Genomic DNA, 24,660 nt, shown 5'->3' with positions numbered 1-24,660 from the left:
TTGTTTGCTCTTTTTTTGAGTCTTTTAATTGCTTCTATTGCCGGAGTAAATGTCTTTCAAAAAGCAAAAGAGCTTGGTGAAAAAGTTCCTATTCTGTCTGGAATGATTGCAAAAGAAGAAAAGCAAAACCTAGAAGAGTTTGAAACGAAAATCATCAATCTAGATGCGGAAATTCAAAATAAAAATGCGCAAATTGACCAGTTGAAGAAGCAACTGGAGAATAAGGAAATAGAAAAAGAACGATACGTACAACAACAAAAAAGTTTAGAAGCTACAATTGATGAGTTGAAGCAGATGCGAGAGGAAGAGAAGCGAGCATTTAAAGATATTGTCTCCACTTATGAGGCAATGTCACCAAAAAAATCAGCACCGATCATTTTAGAAATGAAAGATGAAGAGGCGTTGAAAATACTATCTAATATTGGAACTCAATCCTTAGCTAAGATTCTTGAAAATATGCCTCCTAAAGATGCAGCGAAATATATGGAACAGCTATCAACAAATTGATTTTCTTACATATTGAAGGGAGGTGAGAATAATTGAAAATTAGCGGATTAAATATGGATTTTTCCAATCAAAATGTTTTGGCAACTGCAAGTTCTCCAAAAGAAACTCAGCAAAATTTTCAAATGATACTCGGGTCATTAGCAGGGCAACTTGAGGAGGAAGGCAATACGCAATTTACACAAAAAGGTCTAAACCCATTAGAAGAAATTGCTGAACTTTTACGTGTAGATTTGGAGTGGACGAAAGAATCTACAGAAAATAGAGATTTAGAAAATTTAGTAGATGAACTATTTCCTGAATGGGAGAAAACGATTTTAGAGTTATTGGATTCTCTACGTAGACAAGATACCGAGAAACACGCAGAGGAAAAACTACCTGCTGATTTTTTGTCAGCGATTTTGCAAGTTGTTCAACTTATCAACGATCTCGATCCTAAGGAACTTCGAGAATTACCAGCCAAAGAACTAAAACAATCAATCCAAATGGCTAAAGAACTCCAAGTAATGGCAAGACAAATACCAATTTCATTAAGTGAGATGAGTAAACTTAATGAGTTGGAGCAAGATTTTCAAAGTTTGTTAGATCAAATCCAAAAAGCTAATAAAGAATCAAAGTTAAAACAGATGGCATCTATCGTTGATAAAACATTTTATAGTTTTAAAAAGGAGCAAACAGATCCTCCTGGAGTGTCAGATTTATCCAATACCGGTCTAGAGTCTAAAAATGTCATGACTTCTACTAATCAACTACGTTCAGAAGGCTTAATCCTAAATTTAGGGAAATCGGTAGATCCAGAAATAGAAATGAGAGGATTTGTAAGAGAGCTTGCCAATATATTAGCGAGATCAAACTATTCGCAAACAGGTAACACAACTAAGTTATTAATTCGATTGTATCCTGAGGAATTAGGATCGTTACGAATAGAGTTGCTTCAAAAAGACGGATTGATGACGGCGAAATTCTTGGCTTCAACAACAACGGCGAAAGAAATGTTAGATCTTCAATTAAATAATTTAAGACATGCTTTTCAACAACAAAATTTAACAGTAGACCGAATTGAAGTGAGTTATAGCACTAATACTCAATCCCAATATACAGCTCAGCAGGAACATAATCCTCATGATCGTCAAGGGGAACAAAGCAGCAAGGAGCAGCAAACAGAAAACACAGAAGAGGCCACCCATTTTCAAGAGATGTTGAGTGAGCTTTTATTTGAAGCGGAGGTGTAAAGGATCCGATGGCGAATACAATTGACTCTAATTTGTTTCTTTCTTCTGTTCAACAAAACGAATCCAGAACGACGGGGAAAGATATTTTAGGTAAAGATGATTTCTTAAAATTATTAATGGCACAACTTCAGAACCAAGATCCACTAAACCCAATGCAAGATAAAGAATTTATTTCACAAATGGCTACTTTTTCTTCATTAGAACAAATGACAAACTTGAATAAATCAATTGATAAACTTGTTCAAATGGAAACTCAATCGAGTTTAATTGATTTTAGTCATTTTGTCGGGAAAGAAGTAACATGGCACCAAGTATTGGAAGGGGAAGAATCTGAAGCTACCATCCTTAATGGTAAAGGTTTTGTTTCTTCAGTCCAATTTACTGGGGATACTGTGAAATTTATCTTGGAAGATGGAACTGAACTTGCACCGGCGAATATATTTCAGGTGAATAATCCTATGGGAGAGTCACCTTTAATTCAAGCAAGTAATATGATTGGTAAACATATTTCATGGAACAATGAAGGCGAAGAATTTGAGGATGTTGTTGAATCAGTATCTTATAAGAATGGAAATATTTCATTGTTGACGGAGAATGGGCAAACAGTAAAAATAAATCAGGTAACAAAAATTTATTAGGGAAGGATGTCGTTCTCATTGAGTAATCCAATACACAGATTACCTCCTTTACCGACAGCGATTCATCCATTTCCGAAGCAATCTATCGAAAAGGAAAGAGTAGGGACCTCAACTTTTTCTAAGGCCTTAGATGAAGCGAAGACAACACTACCGGCTTTAACTATTAGTAAACATGCGAGACAACGTATGGCAGAGCGTAATATCTCAATTACTCCTCATGAATGGCAGCAGATAGGAAACAAAGTCGAGGAAGCGAAGCAAAAGGGTGTAAATGATTCGCTTGTGCTTCTGAAGGATGCAGCATTAATAGTTAATGCGGAAAATCGAACAGTTGTCACAGCAGTAGATAGACGAGAGGTAGAGATTTTTACAAATATTGACGGAACGATTGTCATGGAATCAATATAAATTTATATAGCTGGACCTATTAAGGGGGCTATGTACCGCCGACTGATTGAAGCGGTGCAATTAGAAGGGAGCACACTAATTATGATTCGTTCAATGTATTCAGGAATAAGTGGAATGAAGAACTTTCAAACAAAACTAGACGTAATCGGAAATAACATTGCCAATGTTAATACATATGGCTTTAAAAAAGGCAGAGTAACGTTTAAAGACATGGTAAGCCAAACGGTTATGGGAGCAAGTGGTCCGACACAGGATAAGGGTGGTAAAAACCCGATCCAGGTTGGACTAGGAGCACAGTTAGCGGCAATCGATACTGTGGACACGCAGGGCTCCATGCAAACAACTGGCCGAGTTCTTGACCTTGGCATCCAAGGGGATGGCTACTTAGTTGTTTCCGAGGGTACTCCAGCTGGAGATTCTTTTTTCGCTACTTCCACTTATTATACAAGAGCTGGAAATCTTTACTTAAATAATCAAGGATACTTGGTAACTGGTGCAGGTCATTACGTAATGTCTGTTAATCCAGATGATAATAGTTTGCAACCTGTTCATATGAATGGTGGAAATGTCCAAGAAATCCAAAGTTTGAGTATATCCGAAGATGGGAAAATCAGCTTTATTAAGGAAAAAGGTTTGACTGTTGCGGAGAAAACTCAAGAAATAGCAGGGAAGATCTCTGCTGCAGCCAAAAACCTTGTCGAAGATCCTACTTCACTAAAGCATGTGGATTCATTAGTAAAATTAACGAACGAAATGAAAGAGTTATCGACACAGGCAAAAAGGGAAGCTGATTTATTGCAAATTGAGGCGCAAAGCCTGAAAGCAGAGGCAGATGTGTCTGGAGATCAAAAAGCGATCCAAGCAGCACAAGATGCTCAAACAAAGGCAGATAGTGCTGTCGCAGAGGCACAAAAAGTTATTAATGCGTACAATCAATTAAACCCGAATGTAAATAGCGTGTATTCAGCTTACCAAAATTACAAGGGCAACCCTAATGAAACAACGGAATCAGCTGTTGAAACAGCGGCTAAAACAGCATTAACAAGTGCGAATGACTTGTTTACACAATCAGGAATAACTGCTGACTCGGTTGCATTAGCAATTGATGCCATTGAATATGTTAAGGCTGATAAACTGGGGTTAATGAAAGAAGGAGATCTTTACACTACAAATCATTCCATCGCTCTCGCAAAATTTGCCAATCCAGGTGGTCTTGAGAAAATTGGCGAAAATTTATATGTAAGTACAGCAAATGCTGGAGAAACAAACATACTAGTTCCCGGTTCGGTAGGGGCAGGTTCCATTATTTCTGGTGCATTGGAAATGTCAAACGTTGATCTTTCTGAAGAATTCACTGAAATGATCGTAGCTCAGCGTGGTTTCCAAGCGAATACAAGAATTATTACAACATCAGACGAAATTCTTCAGGAGTTAGTTAACTTAAAACGTTAGGGGGCTAATTAGAGTCAAGGCCCTTGCCTTGACTCTGCTAAGACATTGATCACAGTTACGAAATTAAACGGAAAAACTTTTCAACTTAACGCACTTTTTATTGAAACAGTGGAGTCTTTCCCAGATACAACCATAACGCTAACAAACGGAAAAAAATATTTAGTAGCCGAGCCGGAAGATCTGGTGAAAGTTAGAATTATCAACTTTTATCAATCCATCCATCTGTTAGGCCGGAAACAATGGGAGGATGGGGAAATTGAATAAAAAATTGGTATCTACTATGATCGTGCTTTTATCGGCGATCTTATTGCTTGCCGCATTTGCACTCATTATTATATTGAAAATGGATGCGAAAGATGAGAATAAAGAACCATCAATTGAAGAAGTATTGAAAGTTTCTGTTGATGTTCCAGAAATTACAACAAATTTGAAAAATGGCCAGTTCATTAAAATCTCCTTTAAAGTTCAAACAAACAGTAAAAAGGCCAAAAAGGAGTTGGAAAAAAGAGATTTCCAGGTCAAGAATATTATTATCTCGGAGCTATCAGAAATGGATCGGTCATCTTTAGATAATAAAGAGGACAAACTAAAATTCGAAGAAAAATTAAAAGAGCAATTTGGTGAACTTATGCAAAATGGAAAAATAATAAAAGTCTATATCACCTCCTCAATGATCTCTTAAGTATAAAAAAATTTGTATAAAGGGGGTGCAGGTATGTCCGAAGAAGTACTGTCCCAAAGCGAAATAGATGCATTACTATCTGCTATCTCTACTGGTGAGATGACAGCTGAAGACTTTAAAAAGGAAGAAGAGAAGAAGAAGGTTAAAGTTTATGATTTTAAAAGAGCATTACGGTTTTCAAAAGATCAAATAAGAAGTTTAACAAGAATTTACGAAAACTATGCACGTTTGTTAACTACCTATTTCTCGGCTCAACTAAGAACATATGTTAATATTTCAGTTGCTTCAGCTGATCAAATTCCTTACGAAGAATATATTAGGTCCATTCCCAATATGACGATTCTAAATGTAATTGAAGTGCCGCCACTTGATGGAAGGATGATTATGGAAATCCATCCTATGATCGCATATTCCATGCTAGATAGAATCTTGGGGGGAAAGGGACAAAGTTATAATAAAATTGATAATCTTACTGAGATCGAAATGCGCTTAATGACTAATTTATTTGAACGTACATTGGATCACCTGCAGGAAGCTTGGTCAAGTCTTGCCGAAGTTGAACCGATATTAGCCGATATTGAAATCAATCCCCAATTTTTGCAAGCTGTAGCTCCAAATGAGACAGTTGTTGTCATTTCTATGAATGCAAGCGTAGGTGAAACAAGTGGGATGATTAATATTTGTATACCGCATGTGTTGCTTGAGCCAATTATTCCAAAGCTCTCTGCACATTATTGGATGGCTAGTACAAAAAAAGCACGAAAACCTGAAGAAGTTGTGATATTAGAAGAAAAAATTAAAGAGTCACACGTTGAAATTATTGCTGAACTCGGGTCATCAGAAATAACCATTGAGGATTTTCTTTCTTTAGACAGCGGTGATGTCATCGAATTAAATAGAAGGTTCGATCAACCGCTCATGCTAAAAATAGGAGATAAAGTTAAATTTACAGGACAGCCTGGTAAGAAAAATAAAAAGATGGCTGTTCAAATATTAGATACATTCAAGGAGGGTGATGGAGAAAATGAATGGTGATATGCTCTCCCAGGAAGAAATTGATGCACTATTACGTGGAGAAACGGTTTCATCAGAAAGTAATGATGAGAACGAGGATTTTAATGTAAATGATTATTTGGATGATTTGCAGCAAGACGCAATTGGAGAGCTTGGTAATATCTCATTTGGAAGTTCAGCTACAGCACTCTCAGCTTTACTAAATCAAAAAGTAGATATAACTACTCCGTTTGTCTCAATCATTGATACAAGACGATTAGAAGAAGAATTTCCGCATCCTTATGTAGCAATTAAAGTAAATTATACGGAAGGATTTTCGGGTGTAAATATATTAGTTATTAGACAAACAGATGCTGCTATTATTGCGGATCTTATGCTTGGTAGTGACGGGCTGTCTCCTAATGAAGAGTTAGATGAAATTCATTTAAGCGCCGTACAGGAAGCTATGAATCAAATGATGGGTTCAGCTGCAACATCTATGTCATCCATATTCAACAAAAGAGTAGATATATCCCCGCCTTCTATTGATTTATTGAATACAGCTGAAGGGACTGGGGTGGAACAATTACCGGATCAAAAGCTGCTCGTAAAGGTCGCCTTCCGTCTTAAAATAGGGACTTTGGTTGACTCGGAAATTATGCAATTACTACCAGTTGAATTTGCAACCAATCTAGTCGAGGATCTGATTTCAAATAATCATACAGAGGTAGTGGAACAAAAGCCAATGATGGCAGAGCAACAGTTAATAAATGAATCACCACCTGTAAGAGAAAATGTCCATGTACCATTGCCTCACGAAGAAATAAGAAGCCATCAAGCACCGGTAGAAAGGGCAAAAGAAAAAACACAGCAAAATCCTAACGTGCAAACAGCGAGTTTCATGGATTTTGACGAAACAACGCCTGTTCAAGCTGGTACAAAAAATTTGAATATGCTACTTGATATCCCTTTACAAGTTACCGTAGAGCTTGGGAAGACGAGTCGTTCTGTTAAGGATATACTTGAACTTGGGTCAGGCTCGGTCATTGAGTTGGACAAGTTGGCAGGCGAGCCCGTTGATATTCTAGTGAACAGTCGCCTAATCGCCAAAGGGGAAGTCGTAGTAATTGACGAGAACTTCGGAGTAAGGGTAACCGATATTGTAAGTAAATCAGATAGACTAAAAAAATTAAATTAAACTAGGAGGAAATCTCATGGGAAACAGAATTTTAATTGTAGATGACGCTGCATTTATGCGCATGATGATAAAGGATATATTGGTCAAAAACGGTTTTGAAGTGGTTGGAGAAGCTGCTGATGGAGCGCAAGCAGTAGAAAAATATAATGAATTAAAGCCTGATCTTGTAACGATGGATATTACAATGCCAGAAATGGATGGTATCACAGCATTGAAGCAAATAAAGGCAACTGATCCAGCTGCAAAGATAATTATGTGTTCGGCTATGGGCCAACAGGCTATGGTTATTGATGCTATTCAAGCTGGGGCAAAAGACTTTATTGTTAAGCCATTTCAAGCGGATCGAGTTATTGAAGCCATTCAAAAAACGCTGGGATAAGAGATGAAACTAGAAAAAAAGTGGTTTTTGAGCATCTTCATTTTTACTTTTGTTTTTTTCTCCTATACGAATTGGACAGTTCAAGTGAATGCAGCGGCCGTCGATAAAAGTGTTGCAGATTGTTATGAAGATAAAAAGAATTGCCAAGATGGGAACGAGAAGGTAGTTAAGCAAAATCAGACAGAGGACCAAGATGAACAAGTTCAAGCTAATCGAATAGATATAGGCTTTTTCGATGTGCTAAAAATGATTGTTTCACTAATTCTTGTAATAGCCATCTTGTATTTCTTATTAAAGTTCATACAAAAAAGAAGTCAATCATACCAGCATAACAAGATCGTTCAAAACTTTGGTGGTTCCTCGTTAGGAGGTAACCGCTCCGTTCAAATTATTAAAGTCGGAAATCGATTATTAGTTCTAGGTATAGGAGAGAACATTCAATTATTAAAAGAGATTGATGATGAAGCTGAGATTGAGAGTTTCATTCAGCAACATAATGAACAATTAGATCAAAGTCTTCAACCATCAACATTAATTACGAAATGGCTAAATAAAAAACAAGAGAAGGGTTCCTCCTTTTCGAACGATTCTAGTCCGTCTTTTCAAGTTCAGTTAAAAAAACAATTGGATGAGATAAAGAAAAAACGTACAAATGCTATGGACAAGCTTGAAAGGAAGGAGTCTACAGATGAATGAGTTTATGGAATTCTTTAATAATAGTTCATCAGAGGCTGTTTCCACTTCTGTCAAGTTATTCCTTTTATTAACTGTATTATCAATTGCACCTGGTATTCTAATTTTAATGACGTCTTTTACAAGAATTATAATAGTGCTCTCGTTTGTGAGAACATCGTTAGCTACTCAGCAAATGCCGCCAAATCAGGTTCTAGTCGGGCTTGCATTATTTTTAACCTTTTTTGTTATGGCTCCGACTTTTAGTCAAGTCAATCAAGAGGCACTAACACCATTATTTAATGACGAAATAAATTTGGAAGAAGCCTATGACCGTGCAGCAATTCCATTTAAGGAATTTATGAGCAAGTACACTAGACAAAAAGATTTGGAATTATTTTTAAGCTATTCACAGACAGAACGGCCAGAATCGATTAACGATATACCACTAACAGCATTAGTCCCAGCTTTTGCACTTAGTGAAATGAAGACGGCATTTCAAATTGGATTTATGATATTTATTCCGTTTCTAGTCATCGATATGGTAGTGGCAAGTATTCTAATGTCCATGGGGATGATGATGTTACCGCCGGTCATGATTTCACTCCCTTTTAAAATATTGTTATTTGTTTTAGTTGATGGCTGGTATTTAGTTATCCAGTCTTTGCTGCAAAGTTTTGGATGATGGAAATTATTTCATATGAAATTTGCAGAAAAAAGGTGATTTTATGAGTGCAGAAGCTGTTATTTCGATTGCTCAAAATGGAGTATATACAATCCTAATTGTTGCAGGGCCATTATTATTGATTGCTTTAGCTGTCGGTCTTGCTGTTAGTATTTTTCAGGCGACAACTCAAATTCAGGAACAAACTTTGGCATTTATACCAAAAATTGTTGCAGTTTTAGTCGGCCTTGTTGTTATGGGCCCGTGGATATTAAGTAAGTTGTTATCTTATGCTAGTGATATTTTTCAAAATCTAACAAGGTTTGTAGGTTAACTTTATGGAAGCTCTAGTCCCACATTTTTCTATATTTATGCTTGTATTCATGAGAGTTTCCGCTTTTTTCGTTACACTTCCTTTATTTTCATATAGAACTTTGCCGGCAACATTTCGGATAGGCTTTTCTGCTTTTTTGGCTATCCTTATTTACTACACTTTGGATGTTCAGCCTATCGCAATTGATGGAGTATATCTCTTGTTAATAGTTAAAGAAGCGATGGTCGGTTTATTCATTGGTTTTATAGCTTATATGATGCTAACAGCAATCCAGATAGCCGGGGGCTTCATTGATTTTCAAATGGGTTTTGCCATCGCTAATGTAATCGATCCGCAAACAGGTGCTCAAAGTCCGTTGATCGGCCAGTACTTCTATATGTTTGCATTATTGTTTTTGCTTACAGTAAATGGTCATCATCTAATTATTAATGGTGTTTTTAATAGCTACCAATTTATTCCGATCGATAAAATGATCGTCTCGTTTGGAAATGAAAATTTTGTCATGTACATTGCCAAGTCTTTCACATCTATGTTCATGATTGCTTTTCAAATGGCGATACCAGTTGTTGCCTCCATTTTCTTGGTGGATGTGGGGTTAGGGATTATTGCAAGGACAGTGCCACAGCTCAATATTTTTGTTGTAGGATTTCCAATTAAGATTGCTGTTAGTTTTATTGTGTTATTTATCGTGTTAGGTTTGGTTTTTACTGTGATTCAAAATTTATTTGAACAAATGCTTGTCGTTATCAGTAGTGTAATGAGATTTATGGGAGGCGCGGGATGATACAGCTCAAACTGGATCTCCAATTCTTTTCTGGTGAAAAAACGGAGAAGGCGACTCCGAAAAAAAGGCAAGATACGAGAAAAAAAGGGCAGACCGCTAAGAGTCAAGATGTTAATAGTGCGATTGGTTTATTATCGGTATTTTTATTTCTACTTTTCTTTTCAACCAGTATAGGTAAGGTTGCACTAGGTACATTCCGCACAGCATTTAACGAGACAATTCTCTTGGATGTTACAGAGGCTAATATTCGCCCGATTATGATTGATTTTCTAATGGATATAGCCTATATGCTAGGCCCTGTTCTGTTAGTCGCTCTAATTGCTGGAATTGCCTCTAATTTATTGCAGGTTGGGTTTATGTTTACTACAGAACCACTTCAACCAAAGTTAGAAAAATTAGATCCAATAAAAGGTTTCAAAAGAATTTTTTCAATTCGAGCTATTGTAGAATTATTAAAATCCATTTTAAAGATTTGCTTTGTAGGAACTGTGATCTTTTCGGTTTTATGGATTAATATTGATGAAGTGTTGGTTTTATCGCAAAAATCAATTGGAGCCGCCTTAAAAACAGTAGGGAATCTTACTTTACAAATGGGCATTGCTGCATCTATCAGTTTGCTTGTTTTATCTTTATTTGATTACTTGTACCAAAGGTATGATTTTGAAAAAAACATCCGAATGTCAAAACAGGATATTAAAGATGAATATAAAAATACTGAAGGCGATCCGCTTATAAAATCGAAAATAAAACAGAAACAACGTGAAATGGCTATGTCGAGAATGATGCAAGAGGTACCGAAAGCTGACGTCATTATCACGAACCCGACACATTACGCAATTGCTTTGAAATATGACGAACAAAAAGATGATGCGCCCGTCGTAATTGCAAAGGGTGTTGATTTTATTGCACAAAAGATCAAATTAATAGCGCGAGAGAACAATATTGTAATGGTCGAAAACCGCCCCTTAGCGCGGTCACTATATGATCAACTAGAAATTGGCGATAAAATCCCAGATGAGTTTTTTAAAGCCGTAGCAGAAATTTTAGCTTATGTTTATCGAATTCAGCATAAGATTTAATGTTTTTATAGGGTGTACAGGGAGAGAAAGTTATGAAATTTAAAGATATTGCTGTTTTATCAAGTGTTATATTAATTGTTGCTATGCTGGTCATTCCTTTTCCGCCATGGCTGCTTAGTCTATTAATCATAACAAATATTTCCCTTGCTCTATTGGTGTTGTTGACATCCATGAATATGCAGGAGCCACTGCAATTTTCAATTTTCCCATCTTTGCTTTTACTTTTAACCTTATTTCGTTTAGGTTTGAATGTTTCTACGACAAGGTCGATTTTGTCAATTGGGGATGCCGGTGGTGTCGTTGAAACATTTGGTACATTTGTTACCGGGGGAAATATTCTTGTTGGACTTGTTGTTTTCTTCATATTAATAGTAATTCAGTTTATTGTAATCACTAAGGGATCGGAGCGTGTGTCCGAGGTGGCGGCCAGATTTACGCTCGATGCTATGCCAGGTAAGCAAATGAGTATTGATGCAGATTTAAATGCTGGAATTATTTCTGACCATGAAGCTAGAGAAAGACGTGAAAAGGTCTCGCGAGAATCTGACTTTTACGGTGCAATGGATGGGGCAAGTAAATTTGTTAAAGGGGATGCCATCGCCGGGATTATTATCGTATTAATCAATCTTATATTTGGGATTGTAATTGGAATGGTCCAGCAAGGTTTACCTATTGGTGAGGCGGCAGTCAAATATTCAATGCTAACAGTGGGTGATGGTATTGTAAGTCAAATCCCAGCTCTCTTAATTTCAACAGCAACTGGTATTGTTGTAACAAGAGCTGCATCAGAAGGGAATTTAGGGACTGATATCGTTGGTCAATTGTTTGCATATCCAAAAATGTTGTATATAGCGGCTGCAACCATTTTTCTTCTCGGTTTATTTACGCCAATCAACGACATCTTAACAATACCAATTGCAGCTTTGCTTGTTATCGGGGGAATTTCATTATCACGGACTTCGTCTATACAGGATGCCGATTTATTAGATCAAGCAGAGGATGTAGAAACTGACGAAATGAAGAGCCCAGAAAGTGTTATTAATCTACTTAATGTTGACGCGATCGAATTTGAGTTTGGTTACGGTCTTATTCCATTAGCTGATGTTAACCAAGGTGGAGATCTTCTTGATCGTGTTGTGATGATTCGTAGACAATTGGCATTGGAACTTGGAATTGTTATTCCGGTAGTTCGTATTAGGGATAATATACAACTTGAACCAAATGCCTATCGAATAAAGATAAAAGGGCATGTTATGGCTAAGGGAGAACTACTTTTAGATCATTATTTGGCAATGAGTCCCGGTGGAGAAGATACTTTGGAAGGAATTGATACGATTGAGCCTTCGTTTGGACTTCCAGCCAAGTGGATCTCAGAAGAGGTTAAAGAACAGGCAGAAATTTTAGGTTATACAGTTGTTGATCCACCATCTGTTGTTTCGACTCATATTACTGAAATTTTGAAGGCTAATGCTTATGAACTATTAGGTCGTCAAGAAACGAAACAACTGATTGAGCATTTGCAGGAAACTTCTCCAATTCTTGTGGAGGAAGTTACGCCTAATCCATTAATGATCGGAGAAGTACAGAAGGTTCTTGCAAAATTATTGAAAGAAAATGTGTCAATTCGCAATCTGCCAGTAATTTTTGAAGCATTAGCGGATTACGGGAAAATGACAACAGATACTGACTTATTGGCTGAGTATGCACGCCAAGCTCTGGCAAGGCAAATTACTAAGCAATATGCGGGCGATGAAGCAATTTTACGAGTTATTACAGTTTCAGGAAAAGTCGAAAAGTTAATTGCGGATGGCGTGCAGCAGACTGAACATGGAAATTATCTTTCGATTGATCCCGAAAGTTCGCAGTCCATATTAGAATCAACGGCAGCTCAAATTGAACAACAGTCGATGATGCATCAATCACCTTTATTACTATGTTCTCCTGCAATTAGAATGTATTTACGTCAATTAACGGAAAGGTATTTTCCGAATGTACCTGTCCTCTCTTATAATGAATTAGAGGCAGATGTTGAAGTTCAAAGTGTCGGGATGGTGAACATTGAATGAACGTAAAAAAAATCAGTGCCCCTACTATGCCGGAAGTAATGAAAAAGGTTAAAGCCGAAATGGGTGAGAATGCCGTCATCTTAAATTCTAAAGTTGTTTATAAAGGCGGACTTTTTGGCTTATTCCGCAAGAAAAATGTGGAGGTCATAGCGGCAGTCGATGAGCAGCAGTTGCCTCCAGTTACAATAAAGAAAGATAAGAACCTTACACTTCCCTCAAAAAATGAGGGGAATGCCCGTATAGAAGATAAGCTGAATGAAAAAGAAATACTGTCAGAGATTTCGCAATTGAAAGAGGAGCTTATTAAGCTGAGGCAGGGGCATATTCCACGGTTAGATCAATATCCGGAGGTTATACAAAGCTGTTTGTCCAAATTAAGTGAAATGGGTCTAGCTGATGAGTATGTACAAAAATATGGCGAACTATTACTAGAAAAAATGCGAAGTACGATGAATAAACCAGTCGAATCCGATGTATTAGACTGGTGCCGTGAAATCATTATTGCCGACCTTAACCAAATCGGATTTATAAAAATACCAAGGCAGACAAAAGTAATTAACTTTGTTGGTCCAACTGGTGTAGGAAAAACAACAACTATTGCTAAATTAGCAGCGGAAGCGGTACTTAAGCAAAAGAAAAAGGCGGCGTTTATCACTACTGATACTTATAGAATTGCCGCGATTGAACAGTTAAAAACTTATGCGGAATTACTAAAAGTCCCAATTGAGATTATATACGAGGATGAAGAATTTCAAGAAGCTCTCCAAAAATTTTCCGATTACGATATCGTTTTCATTGATACAGCCGGCAGAAATTACCGTGATAAACGATATATTGAAGATTTAAAGAAATTGTATGGAAATGAGAGCATGATGACTTTTCTTGTTCTATCCTTATCGATGAAAGAAAAGGATATGGAGAAGATCGTAAATAATTTCATGGAATTGGCATTTGATCAATTTATCTTTTCGAAGGCTGATGAGACCTCTACATTTGGAGTTATGTATAACCTAATATGGCAATATCAGATCGGTGCTGCGTATATTACAACTGGACAAGATGTACCAGATGATATTATCAAAGCTACGCCTGAAACGATAGCAGATTATTTGATAGGGACTGGAACATATGAATGACCAAGCACAGAAATTAAGAATGTTGGTTCAGGATAGGCAAGGAAATCACGCTAAAACTCTAGCTGTCGTTAGTGGAAAAGGCGGGGTAGGAAAATCTAATATATCCATTAATACGGCAATGATTTTGAATAAAAAAGGCTATAAAATTTTACTGTTTGACTTAGATATTGGTATGGGAAATGTCAATATTATGCTTGGTTATTCTTCTCCAAAAACGATAGCAGATTTTTTAAAACGAGATATACCGATTACAGATATTGTTTATACCACCGGCGAAGGAATCTCTTATATATCTGCTGGAAATGGTTTAAACGAGACATTGGAACTAAATGAAATGATGCTTTCAAAGTTGTTAAATGGACTTAGTGATTTGCAACAAGATTATGATTTCATTATTTTTGACATGGCTGCTGGAGCGACGGCCTCCACATTAAAAATATTACTTGCTGTTGATGAAATTTTTGTTATTTCAACTCCTGAGCCTACATCTATGACAGATGCCTATTCGATGATGAAGTTTATTTCTTTGGAAGGTTCTAGCAGTGTATTTTATTTAATTTGTAATCGGGCGGAAAGTGAGAAGCAAGGTAGGGAGACTTTGAACCGCTTAAAGCAAACAGCTGTTAAATTTCTTCAAAAAGATGTCGTTTTATTAGGAGTGCTACCAGAAGACCAACATGTTAGAAAGGCAGTAATAAGTCAAACTGCTTTTTCAATTAAATTTCCTAGTTCGTCCATTACAGTAAAGCTAGAGCGATTGATTGATCAATATTTAAATAAAAAGCAAGCTGTTGATCATAATCCTGCTCATTCTTTTATCGGTAAACTCCGCAGCCTGTTTTTCCAAAAATAATGATATCGCCTTATTATAGAGGAGAAAATAATGTTTTTAAAAAAAGAGCCTTCAAACAAAAAAATTATCTGTATCGGAACCTCAACAGGAGGTCCAAGGGCTTTACAAGCTGTTCTTACAAAACTACCCAAGGATTTAAGGGCACCTGTTGTAATCGTCCAGCATATGCCGCCAAAATTCACGAGTTCACTTGCCAATCGCCTCGATAGTCTTTGTGAGTTATCAGTCAAAGAAGCAGAAAACGGTGAAATTTTAAAACCTGGGACGGCATACATAGCTCCAGGCGGTAGGCACATGACTCTAATTCAAAACAATGTGGATCTAAAAATCAAAATAATGGATACGAGTCCCGTCAATGGTCATCGTCCATCAGTAGATGTCCTTTTTGATTCTCTTTGTAGAATAAATAACATTCAAAAAATTGCTGTCATCATGACGGGGATGGGATCTGATGGTACAGCTGGTTTAGTACAATTAAAAAAAGATGAAGATACTGTCGCAATTGCGGAATCGCAAGAAAGCTGTATTGTATACGGGATGCCAAAATCGGCTATAGAAACGAACTTGGTCGATTACGTTGTAAGGTTGGACGAAATCGCTACAAAAATTTTGAAAATAATGTGATAAGGATGTGGGCTTATGGACATGAATCATTATCTAGAGGTGTTCATTGATGAAAGCAAGGAACATTTACAAGAATTAAATCAAAACCTTTTGACATTAGAGCAAAACCCTGAAGATATGGATGTAGTTAATAAGATATTTCGAGCCGCACACACATTAAAAGGCATGTCTGCCACAATGGGTTATCATGATTTAGCCAATCTTACTCATATTATGGAGAATGTCTTGGATGGAATACGTAATAAAAAGATCGCTGTAACTCCTGAATTATTAGATATTGTTTTTCTTGCAGTAGATGATTTGGAAGCTATGGTTGAATCTATCGAAAGTGGCGGTGACGGAAAACGAGATGTAAAGGACGTTATTGCCAGATTAGAGCAAATCGAAAAAGGTGAAACGTTAACACAAACAATTAGCGAAATCGCTGTTACTACTACTGAAGAAAGTCTAAATAATAATTATGATCAATATGAAAAGACAGTTATTGAGCAATCGCAAGAGCAAGGGTATAACTGTATGGAAATAACGATAAATTTGCGTCCGGATTGTTTATTGAAAACAGCGCGAGTTTTCATGGTCTTTGAAGTTTTGGAAAAAAGTGGAGAGGTAATAAAATCCTTCCCTTCTGTAGAACAATTGGAGGAAGAACAGTTTGAATCGGAATTTACTGTTACTTTCATTTCAAAAGAAACGCCGTCTGAACTGGAACAGAAAATTACGAAAATATCAGAGATCGATTCTGTTAAAATATCATTCGTGAATGTTAGCCAACTTAAATTAGATGATAAAGCAGCTGAAAAAGACCCAATTGTGATAAAAGAAGATGAACTCTCATCCGATGAACAAGAGCCTGCAGAAAAGAAACATAAGAAAACAGTAAGTAAAACTATCCGTGTTAACATTGAACGACTCGACATTCTTATGAATTTGTTTGAGGAGCTTGTCATTGACCGCGGCCGGCTTGAACAGATTTCTCAAGATATAGAACACCCTGATTTAAAAGATACAGTTGAAAGAATGTCTAGAATTTCAAGTGATTTGCAAAACATTATTCTTAATATGAGAATGGTGCCCGTTGAAACAGTATTTAATCGTTTTCCGAGAATGGTTAGACAGCTTGCTAAAGACTTAAATAAACAATTAGATTTGCAAATCTTTGGAGCTGAAACCGAATTGGATCGTACAGTTATTGATGAAATAGGTGATCCAATCGTCCATTTACTAAGGAATGCGATTGATCATGGTATTGAGAAACCAGAAATTCGTGAATCTCAAAGTAAATCTGCAACAGGAACAATCTATTTAAAAGCCTATCATAGTGGCAATCATGTCTTTATTGAAATCGAAGATGATGGTGCTGGAATAAACCGTAATAAAGTTATAGATAAGGCAATTTCCAAAGGAATAATTACAAAAAGTCAAGCTAAATCTTTATCTGATCAAGAAGCTTTTGAACTTATTATGGCACCGGGCTTTTCAACTGCTGATACTATTTCTGATATTTCTGGGCGGGGCGTTGGTCTAGATGTCGTTAAATCTACGATTCAATCACTAGGCGGGTCGATCGCCATTGAATCGACAGATGGAAAAGGCTCTAAATTCTCTATCCAGCTACCGTTAACGCTATCGATAATTTCAGCCCTCCTTGTTGAAATTGGTACTGAGAAATATGCAATCCCACTTTCATCGATCATTGAAACGGCTATTATTAAAAAATCGGATATCATGAATGCCCACCATCAACCAGTTATTGATTTCAGGGGTAGTGTCGTCCCTCTTGTTTCATTGAAAGATGTTTTTCAAGTTGATGTTGAAGATAAAGATGATGAATTTGTTTCAATTGTCATTGTTCGCAAGGCTGATAAAATGGCGGCACTTATTGTTGAATCTTTTATTGGTCAACAAGAAATTGTATTAAAGTCATTAGGAAACTACTTATCAGAGGTTTTTGCGATTTCTGGAGCAACAATTTTAGGAGATGGCCAAGTCGCCCTTATTGTCGATTGTAACGCTTTAATAAAATAAAGACGGGAGGTAGAATGCTTTGAACGAAACAATTACCGCTTCTGGACAAAAAGTTATTGTTTTCAAGTTAAATGATAAAGAATATTGTATTTCTGCTGAGTTTGTAACAGCAATAGAAAAAATGACCCATATAACAAGAGTTCCTAATACGCTTAAGTTTATAAAAGGAGTAATTAATTTACGTGGACTTATTATACCTATTATTGACTTGAAAAGGCGTTTCGACATTGGGGATACTGAATATACCGGCAAGACAAGAATGATTATTGTTTCTTATAAAGAACTATCAGTAGGGATGATTGTTGATGAAGCAAGTGATGTTTTAGATATACCTGAAGAAGCAATAGAACCTTGTCCCACTGTAGCTGGGTCTGTGGAAGAAGAATTTATAGAAGGTGTGGCAAATTTGAATAAGCGACTATTAATACTTCTTGATTTAGAATCCACCATAAAGTCACCAGCAAGGAATGAAAGTAATGAATCTTAATCAAAAGATAACCCCATTCCATCTAGATGTTCTGAAAGAAATTGGAAACATTGGAGCAGGCAATGCAGCAACTGCTTTATCGGTCTTAATTGGAAAGCACATTGATATGAAAGTTCCCAATGTACGGATTGTAACCTTTGATGAGATGCTTGAGTTGGCTGGAGGGCATGACCAAATAGTAACTGCTGTTTTTCTAAGGGTTGATGGAGATGCTACTGGAAGCATGTTTTTTATTCTCCCGATTGAACAGGCAACAAAATATGTTCAAAAATTGACTGGAGACGAGTCTTTTTCATTTGATACACCGCCCTATTCTGAATTGGGATTATCTGCCATGCAGGAGTTAGGAAATATACTTACTGGTTCCTATTTATCTTCTTTAGTTGATTTTACAGGTCTTGATTTAAGCCCCTCCGTTCCATCGATAAGTATTGATATGGCTGGGGCCATCATTAGTTATGGTCTGCTCGAGCTTTCACAAACACAGGATTATGCCATTGTCATTGACACTGCATTGGAAGAGGATTCACGACGGGATGATGTAAAGGGACATTTCTTTTTATTACCTGATCCTGACTCTTTTTCAATCATCTTTAATAAACTTGGAGTCGAAATGCATGATTGAAACGGTCGTTCGTGTAGGTATAGCAGATATAAAAATTGTCAAAACTCCCGATAAGATCAGAACATCTGGGCTTGGCTCATGTGTAGGGGTTGTCATATATGACACACAATTAAAAATAGCTGGGCTTGCGCATATAATGCTACCTGATTCATCACTTGCAAGAGGGGAAAAAATCAATATCGCAAAATTTGCCGATACAGCACTTAAAAAAATGACTAATGATTTACTTTTAATTGGAGCTAGTCGATTTAGATTGAAAGCAAAGATTGCTGGGGGAGCCCAAATGTTTCATTTCCATACACAAAATGAACAAATGAGAATAGGACCTCGGAATGTGGAAGCAGTAAAAAATGAATTAAAAGTGCTTGGAATCCCTCTCGTGGCTGAAGACACTGGAGGGAATAGCGGAAGAACGATTGAATTTAACCCAGAAACTTTTTTACTTCAAATTAAAACGGTATATCAAGATACGATTGAAATCTGAATCAGCATTGGGAAGCATGTACCAGTGAGGAGGAGATAGGATGTCAAACTCACCATCGCTAGATGAGCAAAAGTGTTGGGAAATGTGGGTTAGTTCCCGCGATGCTGATGCAGGAAATTTATTAGTTGAACGATATATGCCATTAGTGTCATACCATGTCCAGAGAATATCAGTTGGACTACCCTTGAATGTAGCTCGTGAAGAGTTGAGAAGCTTGGGGATGATCGGTCTGCTTGATGCACTAAATAAATTTGACACTACTCGTGATTTAAAGTTTGATACATATGCCTCCTTTAGAATACGGGGAGCAATTATCGATGGCTTACGGAAAGAAGACTGGTTACCACGCAGCACAAGAGAAAAAGTGAAAAAGATAGAAACGGTTTCTAATAAATTAGAACAAAAGTTAATGAGACACCCTACGACATCTGAGGTTGCGGAAGAATGCGGTTATTCAGAAGAAGAAGTATGTAAGACATTAAATGAAAATATTTTTTCCAATGTTCTTTCAATCGATGAAAAAATTCAAGATCAAGATGATAATGATCATTATATTCATACAATTAAAGCCGACGATATACTTACCCCAGAGGATCAACTTGTCAAAAGCGAGTGGTTAGATGAGCTTACAGTAGCAATAAAGAATCTGAATGAAAAAGAGCAATTGGTATTAAGTTTATTTTATGACGAGGAATTGACATTAACAGAAATCGGAGAGATTGTTCAACTATCTACGTCTAGAATCTCACAAATACATTCAAAAGCTCTAGCAAAATTAAAAGACATTCTTTTAAAAAATCGATGACTGAGGAGTTATAAATGAGCCTAAAATCGATTGAAATGCAAGTTGCACTGCCAAGAACGGTGGAAGCAGGAAAAGTCTCGGAACAGCTTCAACAACGAGGACAATTAATCTCAGATCAAGCGAATGAAGAAATGACAAAGCAAATCGAACAAGATCGGCGTTCTGTAAAAGAGATGTCAGAACAAGAGAAACTACATTTAAAGCAAGGCTCCCGTGATGGCCAGAATGACCACAAACATAATGAACATGACAAAAAACAGAAAGATCCAAGAAAAGATCGAACCAAGGATTCGCATCCTTATAAAGGCAAGACTATTGATTATAGCGGGTAGTGATATAAATTGACAGGTATACTTATTTTTCTATTATTCGTATTAAATGCGATATTAGCATTTGCAGTTGTTTTATTATTTCAGCGCCAAAATCGCCTAATGGAAATGGAAAAAAAAGAAAGACAACTCCAAAAGGAATCTGAAGAATTACTTACAGCCTTTTTGATGGAATTGAAAGATGAAAATGAGCAGTTTATATCTAAAATTAATACTTTGCAGCGTGAAATGTCTATTCATGCAGGTAGAAGCGAAATAAATGATGAAGTTAAACGTGAGCAAGAAGTGTATCTAGATGATACTAGTCAGCTTAACACGAAGGCATACTCTAGAATGCAGGCAGTTCATGCATACAAGGTAAATACACAGAAAGAAACACTACCTGAAAATGCAATCGTGGACACGTCAGAGCTAATAGAAGATAAAAAAGAATTTAGTGAAGAAGTTTATGAGCTTTATAAACAGGGTATGACAATTGATGAAATCGCTAAGAAAATTAAAAAAGGAAAAACAGAGGTAGAACTATTACTAAAGTTTCATGATGATCTCAATTAATGCTTGATAATGAAGATAGATTATGCTATATTCATTGTTGGTGTTAATACACACGTTTTGTGATTTTATGCAGGGTGCTGTTTATTATGACAGTTTGTATGAAAAATGAGCAAAACGGAGGAAAACAAAAACCAAGGAGGAAAGACACAATGTCTGTTATTTCAATGAAACAATTGCTTGAAGCTGGTGTACATTTCGGACACCAAACACGCCGTTGGAATCCAAAAATGAAAAAATATATTTTTACGGAACGTAACGGTATCTATATTATCGACCTACAAAAAACGGTTAAAAAGGTCGAAGAAGCTTATAATGTTATGAGGGAAATTGCCGAAAATAATGGGAAAGTTTTATTTGTCGGTACAAAAAAACAAGCTCAAGAATCTGTTAAAGAAGAAGCAGAGCGTGCAGGTCATTATTATGTTAATCACCGCTGGCTTGGTGGAACTTTAACAAACTTCGAGACAATTCAATCCAGAATTGATCGTTTAAAATCTATTGAAAAAATGGAAGAAGATGGAACATTTGAAGTCCTTCCTAAAAAAGAAGTTGTCATGTTGAAAAAAGAATATGACAGACTTGTAAGATTTTTAGGTGGAATTAAAGATATGAAAGTTTTACCAGATGCAATTTTCATTATCGATCCACGGAAAGAAAGAATTGCAGTTGCGGAAGCACGCAAATTGAATATTCCGATTATTGGTATCGTTGATACAAACTGTGATCCTGATGAAATTGATTATGTCATTCCAGCAAATGATGATGCCATCCGTGCAGTTAAATTGCTCACTTCAAAAATGGCAGATGCATTATTAGAAGCCCAAAAAGAAGTTGACGAAGTAGAGGAAACAGAAGAAGTAACTGATACGGCTAATGTTTAAGAATGTTCTAGAACAGGTCATCCTGTCTATGTAACAAAGAAAGGTGATGGAGTGATAGACACTTATCACCTTTTTTAACACATTTTTTAGAAAAGTAAAGAAAAAAATGACTATCAAGCTCTAGCACCTAGCAAACTTTCGGTTTTTTACAGTTATAAGGATAATGAAGCAAGGTTCGCTTTTCTGGCCAACCTTAATTTCCTTGAGCTCGTCAGAAACCTCAAAATGTTTGTATATCGCTACAATGGACAAATGTCTAAGAACAGGCTTTGTGATATGACTTCGCAACTTTTTAGCCTGTAAGGGGCTTTCGCTTTTCATATGAAGGAGGAAAAGGAAATGGCTATTACTGCACAAATGGTTAAAGAACTGCGCGAAAAAACAGGCGCAGGTATGATGGACTGTAAAAAAGCACTAACTGAAACAGATGGAAATATGGAGGCTGCTGTTGATTTTCTTCGCGAAAAAGGTATAGCATCTGCAGCGAAAAAAGCTGATCGTATTGCAGCAGAAGGTACAACGTTTATTGCTAGTAAAGGTAATACTGCCGTTATTTTAGAAGTGAATGCAGAAACAGATTTCGTTGCGAAAAATGAAATGTTCCAGCAACTTGTTAAAGAACTAGCTGAGCATTTGCTAGAAAACAAACCTGCATCTGTTGAGGAAACACTTGAGCAAAAAATGGCTAACGGACAAACTGTTAGTGAATATATTAACGCAGGTATCGCGAAAATTGGTGAAAAACTAACACTTCGTCGTTTTGAGATTAAAACGAAATCAGATAATGCAGCATTTGGTGAATACTTACACATGGGTGGACGAATTGGAGTTCTAACTATTCTTGAAGGAACTACAGACGTTGAAGTGGCCAAGGATGTTGCTATGCATATTGCCGCTATTAATCCAAAATACGTTTCTCGTGATCAAGTTTCTGCAGAAGAAGTTGAACGTGAACGCCAAGTTTTAACACAACAAGCTTTAAATGAAGGAAAGCCTGAAAATATTGTTCATAAAATGGTCGAAGGTCGACTTGGGAAATTCTTTGAACAAATCTGCTTGCTTGATCAATCATTTGTAAAAGATCCTGACCAAAAAGTTCGTAAGTACGTTGAATCCAAAGGTGGAACTGTTACAGGATTTGTTCGTTACGAAGTTGGCGAAGGACTTGAAAAACGCCAAGAAAATTTTGCTGAAGAAGTAATGAGCCAAATTAAAAAATAAGATAATCACAGGCGAATTATACCGTGATAATACGTAGGGAACACATTGTGTTCCCTAGTTTATAGATAATACATATAAATAGTAATGGAGGTTCATATGGACAACCCGAAATATAAGAGAGTTGTACTGAAACTCAGTGGCGAAGCTTTGGCTGGAGATGACGGTTTTGGTATTAATCCTTCCGTAATCCAATCAATTTCCGGGCAAATTAAAGAAGTTGCAGAATTAGGTGTCGAAGTAGCTGTAGTAGTAGGGGCTGGTAATATATGGCGTGGAAAAGTAGGTAGTGAGATGGGGATGGACCGAGCAACAGCCGACTATATGGGAATGCTTGCAACAGTTATGAATTCTCTCGCGTTGCAAGATAGCCTAGAACAACTCGGCATTGAAACTCGTGTCCAAACTTCAATTGATATGCGCCAAGTAGCGGAGCCGTATATAAGACGAAGAGCTATTCGCCATTTGGAAAAGAAACGAGTTGTGATTTTTGCTGCTGGAACGGGAAATCCATATTTTACTACAGATACAACTGCAGCACTTAGAGCGGCTGAAATTGAGGCTGAAGTTATTTTGATGGCAAAAAATAATGTAGATGGAGTTTATAATGCGGATCCGAAATTGGATAAGGATGCAACTAAATATGACCAACTTTCCTATTTAGACGTAATTAAGGAAGGTTTAGGTGTGATGGATTCTACAGCCTCTTCTTTATGCATGGATAATGATATCCCATTAATTGTTTTTTCGTTTACAGAAAAAGGGAATGTAAAACGTGCTGTTATGGGTGAACAAATTGGAACATTGGTGAGGGGGAAAGAATAATGCCAAAGCAAGTTATTTCTGAAACAAAAAGTAAAATGGAAAAAGCTATACAGGCATATGGACGTGAGCTTTCTAGTATACGGGCTGGTAGAGCAAATGCTTCACTTCTTGACCGTATTTCAGTTGATTACTATGGTGCTCCAACACCTATCAATCAGTTGGCATCTGTATCAGTTCCAGAGGCAAGAATGCTCGTCATTCAGCCTTACGATAAATCTGTACTAGGTGATATTGAAAAGGCGATTCTAAAATCTGACCTTGGCTTGACACCTTCAAATGATGGCTCGCTTATAAGATTAACAATTCCGCAATTAACTGAAGAACGCAGAAAAGAGTTAGTTAAAATAGTCAGAAAAGAATCTGAAAATGCGAAAGTAGCTATCCGTAACGTTCGCCGTGATGGTAATGATGATCTGAAAAAATTAGAGAAATCAGGAGATATTACAGAAGATGAACTCCGTAATTTTTCCGATGATATTCAAAAATTAACAGATGATCATATTAAAAAAATTGATGATATGACGAAGGAAAAAGAACAGGAAGTACTTGCTGTTTGATGAATAAGTTTCATAAAAAACTCCCTTTAATGTTGGGAGTTTTTTTATACCTTTTTTTACATTCTCCTTTTCCGAATTACCTACTTTTTGTTTATCCCGCATTAACTGGCTGTAAGACCCCACTTCAAGAATTCGAGGACCATCCGAGAGTTGTATGTAGGGGATGAAAAA

Annotated in this window: 30 protein-coding genes; all 30 read left to right on the top strand. The window is 36.7% G+C overall.

Translation table 11 applies throughout. The features are described 5' to 3' along the window. Positions 1–15 precede the first annotated feature (15 nt). Positions 16–507, top strand: a complete 492-nt coding sequence (locus tag BN1243_RS04655) for a MotE family protein (RefSeq protein WP_230200100.1) — start codon at positions 16–18, stop codon at positions 505–507. 32 nt (positions 508–539) lie between these two features. Further along, a complete protein-coding gene (locus BN1243_RS04650) occupies positions 540–1,736 on the top strand; it encodes a flagellar hook-length control protein FliK (protein WP_062105074.1) in 1,197 nt (398 codons plus the stop codon). Positions 1,737–1,744: 8 nt separating this feature from the next. After that, positions 1,745–2,374, top strand: coding sequence for a flagellar hook assembly protein FlgD (gene flgD / locus BN1243_RS04645; protein WP_062105073.1), 630 nt, complete (start codon positions 1,745–1,747; stop codon positions 2,372–2,374). An 18-nt stretch (positions 2,375–2,392) separates the two neighbouring features. Beyond that, positions 2,393–2,782 carry a TIGR02530 family flagellar biosynthesis protein gene (locus BN1243_RS04640; protein ID WP_230200099.1) on the top strand — a complete coding sequence of 130 codons (390 nt, stop codon included), beginning with the start codon at positions 2,393–2,395 and terminating at the stop codon, positions 2,780–2,782. Positions 2,783–2,812: 30 nt separating this feature from the next. Further along, positions 2,813–4,234 carry a flagellar hook-basal body complex protein gene (locus tag BN1243_RS04635; protein ID WP_062105071.1) on the top strand — a complete coding sequence of 474 codons (1,422 nt, stop codon included), beginning with the start codon at positions 2,813–2,815 and terminating at the stop codon, positions 4,232–4,234. A 45-nt stretch (positions 4,235–4,279) separates the two neighbouring features. Continuing rightward, positions 4,280–4,498, top strand: a complete 219-nt coding sequence (locus tag BN1243_RS04630) for a flagellar FlbD family protein (RefSeq protein WP_062105070.1) — start codon at positions 4,280–4,282, stop codon at positions 4,496–4,498. Then, entirely contained in the window at positions 4,482–4,916 is a 435-nt protein-coding gene (gene fliL / locus BN1243_RS04625) for a flagellar basal body-associated protein FliL (protein ID WP_062105069.1), read from the top strand. The genes BN1243_RS04630 and fliL overlap by 17 nt, the downstream gene beginning before the upstream one ends. A gap of 33 nt (positions 4,917–4,949) precedes the next feature. Further along, complete coding sequence (gene fliM, locus BN1243_RS04620) at positions 4,950–5,951, top strand: flagellar motor switch protein FliM (RefSeq protein WP_062105068.1); 1,002 nt, start codon at positions 4,950–4,952, stop codon at positions 5,949–5,951. Beyond that, a complete protein-coding gene (fliY, locus tag BN1243_RS04615; RefSeq protein WP_062110408.1) occupies positions 5,941–7,107 on the top strand; it encodes a flagellar motor switch phosphatase FliY in 1,167 nt (388 codons plus the stop codon). Before fliM ends, fliY begins: the two co-directional genes overlap by 11 nt. A 16-nt stretch (positions 7,108–7,123) precedes the next feature. Continuing rightward, on the top strand, positions 7,124–7,486 hold the full coding sequence (locus BN1243_RS04610; RefSeq protein ID WP_062105067.1) for a response regulator: 363 nt from the start codon (positions 7,124–7,126) through the stop codon (positions 7,484–7,486). Positions 7,487–7,489: 3 nt separating this feature from the next. Continuing rightward, on the top strand, positions 7,490–8,182 hold the full coding sequence (locus BN1243_RS04605; protein ID WP_062105066.1) for a flagellar biosynthetic protein FliO: 693 nt from the start codon (positions 7,490–7,492) through the stop codon (positions 8,180–8,182). After that, positions 8,175–8,843: a flagellar type III secretion system pore protein FliP gene (gene fliP / locus BN1243_RS04600; protein ID WP_062105065.1), complete on the top strand. Its 669-nt coding sequence runs from the start codon at positions 8,175–8,177 to the stop codon at positions 8,841–8,843. The genes BN1243_RS04605 and fliP overlap by 8 nt, the downstream gene beginning before the upstream one ends. A gap of 43 nt (positions 8,844–8,886) precedes the next feature. Beyond that, entirely contained in the window at positions 8,887–9,156 is a 270-nt protein-coding gene (gene fliQ, locus BN1243_RS04595; RefSeq protein WP_062105064.1) for a flagellar biosynthesis protein FliQ, read from the top strand. A 4-nt stretch (positions 9,157–9,160) separates the two neighbouring features. Continuing rightward, positions 9,161–9,940, top strand: coding sequence for a flagellar biosynthetic protein FliR (fliR, locus tag BN1243_RS04590; RefSeq protein ID WP_062105063.1), 780 nt, complete (start codon positions 9,161–9,163; stop codon positions 9,938–9,940). Then, a complete protein-coding gene (gene flhB, locus BN1243_RS04585) occupies positions 9,937–11,019 on the top strand; it encodes a flagellar biosynthesis protein FlhB (protein ID WP_062105062.1) in 1,083 nt (360 codons plus the stop codon). Before fliR ends, flhB begins: the two co-directional genes overlap by 4 nt. 32 nt (positions 11,020–11,051) lie before the next feature. Further along, a complete protein-coding gene (gene flhA, locus BN1243_RS04580) occupies positions 11,052–13,085 on the top strand; it encodes a flagellar biosynthesis protein FlhA (protein WP_062105061.1) in 2,034 nt (677 codons plus the stop codon). After that, entirely contained in the window at positions 13,082–14,221 is a 1,140-nt protein-coding gene (flhF, locus tag BN1243_RS04575; protein ID WP_062105060.1) for a flagellar biosynthesis GTPase FlhF, read from the top strand. The genes flhA and flhF overlap by 4 nt, the downstream gene beginning before the upstream one ends. Next, entirely contained in the window at positions 14,214–15,074 is an 861-nt protein-coding gene (locus BN1243_RS04570) for a MinD/ParA family protein (protein WP_062105059.1), read from the top strand. Before flhF ends, BN1243_RS04570 begins: the two co-directional genes overlap by 8 nt. Before the next feature lie 30 nt (positions 15,075–15,104). Continuing rightward, positions 15,105–15,698 carry a CheB methylesterase domain-containing protein gene (locus tag BN1243_RS04565; protein WP_062105058.1) on the top strand — a complete coding sequence of 198 codons (594 nt, stop codon included), beginning with the start codon at positions 15,105–15,107 and terminating at the stop codon, positions 15,696–15,698. 15 nt (positions 15,699–15,713) lie between these two features. After that, positions 15,714–17,723, top strand: a complete 2,010-nt coding sequence (locus tag BN1243_RS04560) for a chemotaxis protein CheA (protein ID WP_062105057.1) — start codon at positions 15,714–15,716, stop codon at positions 17,721–17,723. A 19-nt stretch (positions 17,724–17,742) separates the two neighbouring features. Beyond that, complete coding sequence (locus tag BN1243_RS04555) at positions 17,743–18,210, top strand: chemotaxis protein CheW (protein WP_062105056.1); 468 nt, start codon at positions 17,743–17,745, stop codon at positions 18,208–18,210. Next, positions 18,200–18,835: a chemotaxis protein CheC gene (locus tag BN1243_RS04550; RefSeq protein ID WP_062105055.1), complete on the top strand. Its 636-nt coding sequence runs from the start codon at positions 18,200–18,202 to the stop codon at positions 18,833–18,835. Before BN1243_RS04555 ends, BN1243_RS04550 begins: the two co-directional genes overlap by 11 nt. Then, positions 18,828–19,319, top strand: coding sequence for a chemotaxis protein CheD (locus BN1243_RS04545; protein ID WP_062105054.1), 492 nt, complete (start codon positions 18,828–18,830; stop codon positions 19,317–19,319). The genes BN1243_RS04550 and BN1243_RS04545 overlap by 8 nt, the downstream gene beginning before the upstream one ends. A 40-nt stretch (positions 19,320–19,359) precedes the next feature. Then, a complete protein-coding gene (locus tag BN1243_RS04540; protein WP_062105053.1) occupies positions 19,360–20,124 on the top strand; it encodes a FliA/WhiG family RNA polymerase sigma factor in 765 nt (254 codons plus the stop codon). A gap of 14 nt (positions 20,125–20,138) precedes the next feature. Next, positions 20,139–20,456, top strand: a complete 318-nt coding sequence (locus BN1243_RS04535; RefSeq protein WP_062105052.1) for a hypothetical protein — start codon at positions 20,139–20,141, stop codon at positions 20,454–20,456. 9 nt (positions 20,457–20,465) lie between these two features. Continuing rightward, positions 20,466–21,008: a hypothetical protein gene (locus BN1243_RS04530; RefSeq protein WP_062105051.1), complete on the top strand. Its 543-nt coding sequence runs from the start codon at positions 20,466–20,468 to the stop codon at positions 21,006–21,008. A 149-nt stretch (positions 21,009–21,157) separates the two neighbouring features. After that, the gene (gene rpsB / locus BN1243_RS04525) at positions 21,158–21,889 is read left to right on the top strand and encodes a 30S ribosomal protein S2 (RefSeq protein ID WP_062110406.1); all 732 of its coding nucleotides are present in this window, start codon (positions 21,158–21,160) and stop codon (positions 21,887–21,889) included. A gap of 339 nt (positions 21,890–22,228) precedes the next feature. Beyond that, on the top strand, positions 22,229–23,110 hold the full coding sequence (gene tsf / locus BN1243_RS04520; RefSeq protein WP_062105050.1) for a translation elongation factor Ts: 882 nt from the start codon (positions 22,229–22,231) through the stop codon (positions 23,108–23,110). A gap of 96 nt (positions 23,111–23,206) precedes the next feature. Continuing rightward, the gene (pyrH, locus tag BN1243_RS04515) at positions 23,207–23,932 is read left to right on the top strand and encodes a UMP kinase (protein WP_062105049.1); all 726 of its coding nucleotides are present in this window, start codon (positions 23,207–23,209) and stop codon (positions 23,930–23,932) included. Then, positions 23,932–24,489: a ribosome recycling factor gene (gene frr / locus BN1243_RS04510; protein ID WP_062105048.1), complete on the top strand. Its 558-nt coding sequence runs from the start codon at positions 23,932–23,934 to the stop codon at positions 24,487–24,489. Before pyrH ends, frr begins: the two co-directional genes overlap by 1 nt. Positions 24,490–24,660 lie beyond the last annotated feature (171 nt).

This window comes from Bacillus niameyensis, assembly GCF_001375535.1.
Classification (GTDB): Bacteria; Bacillota; Bacilli; order Bacillales; family Bacillaceae_C; genus Lederbergia; species Lederbergia niameyensis.
This window is presented reverse-complemented; position numbering and strand designations above follow the sequence as displayed.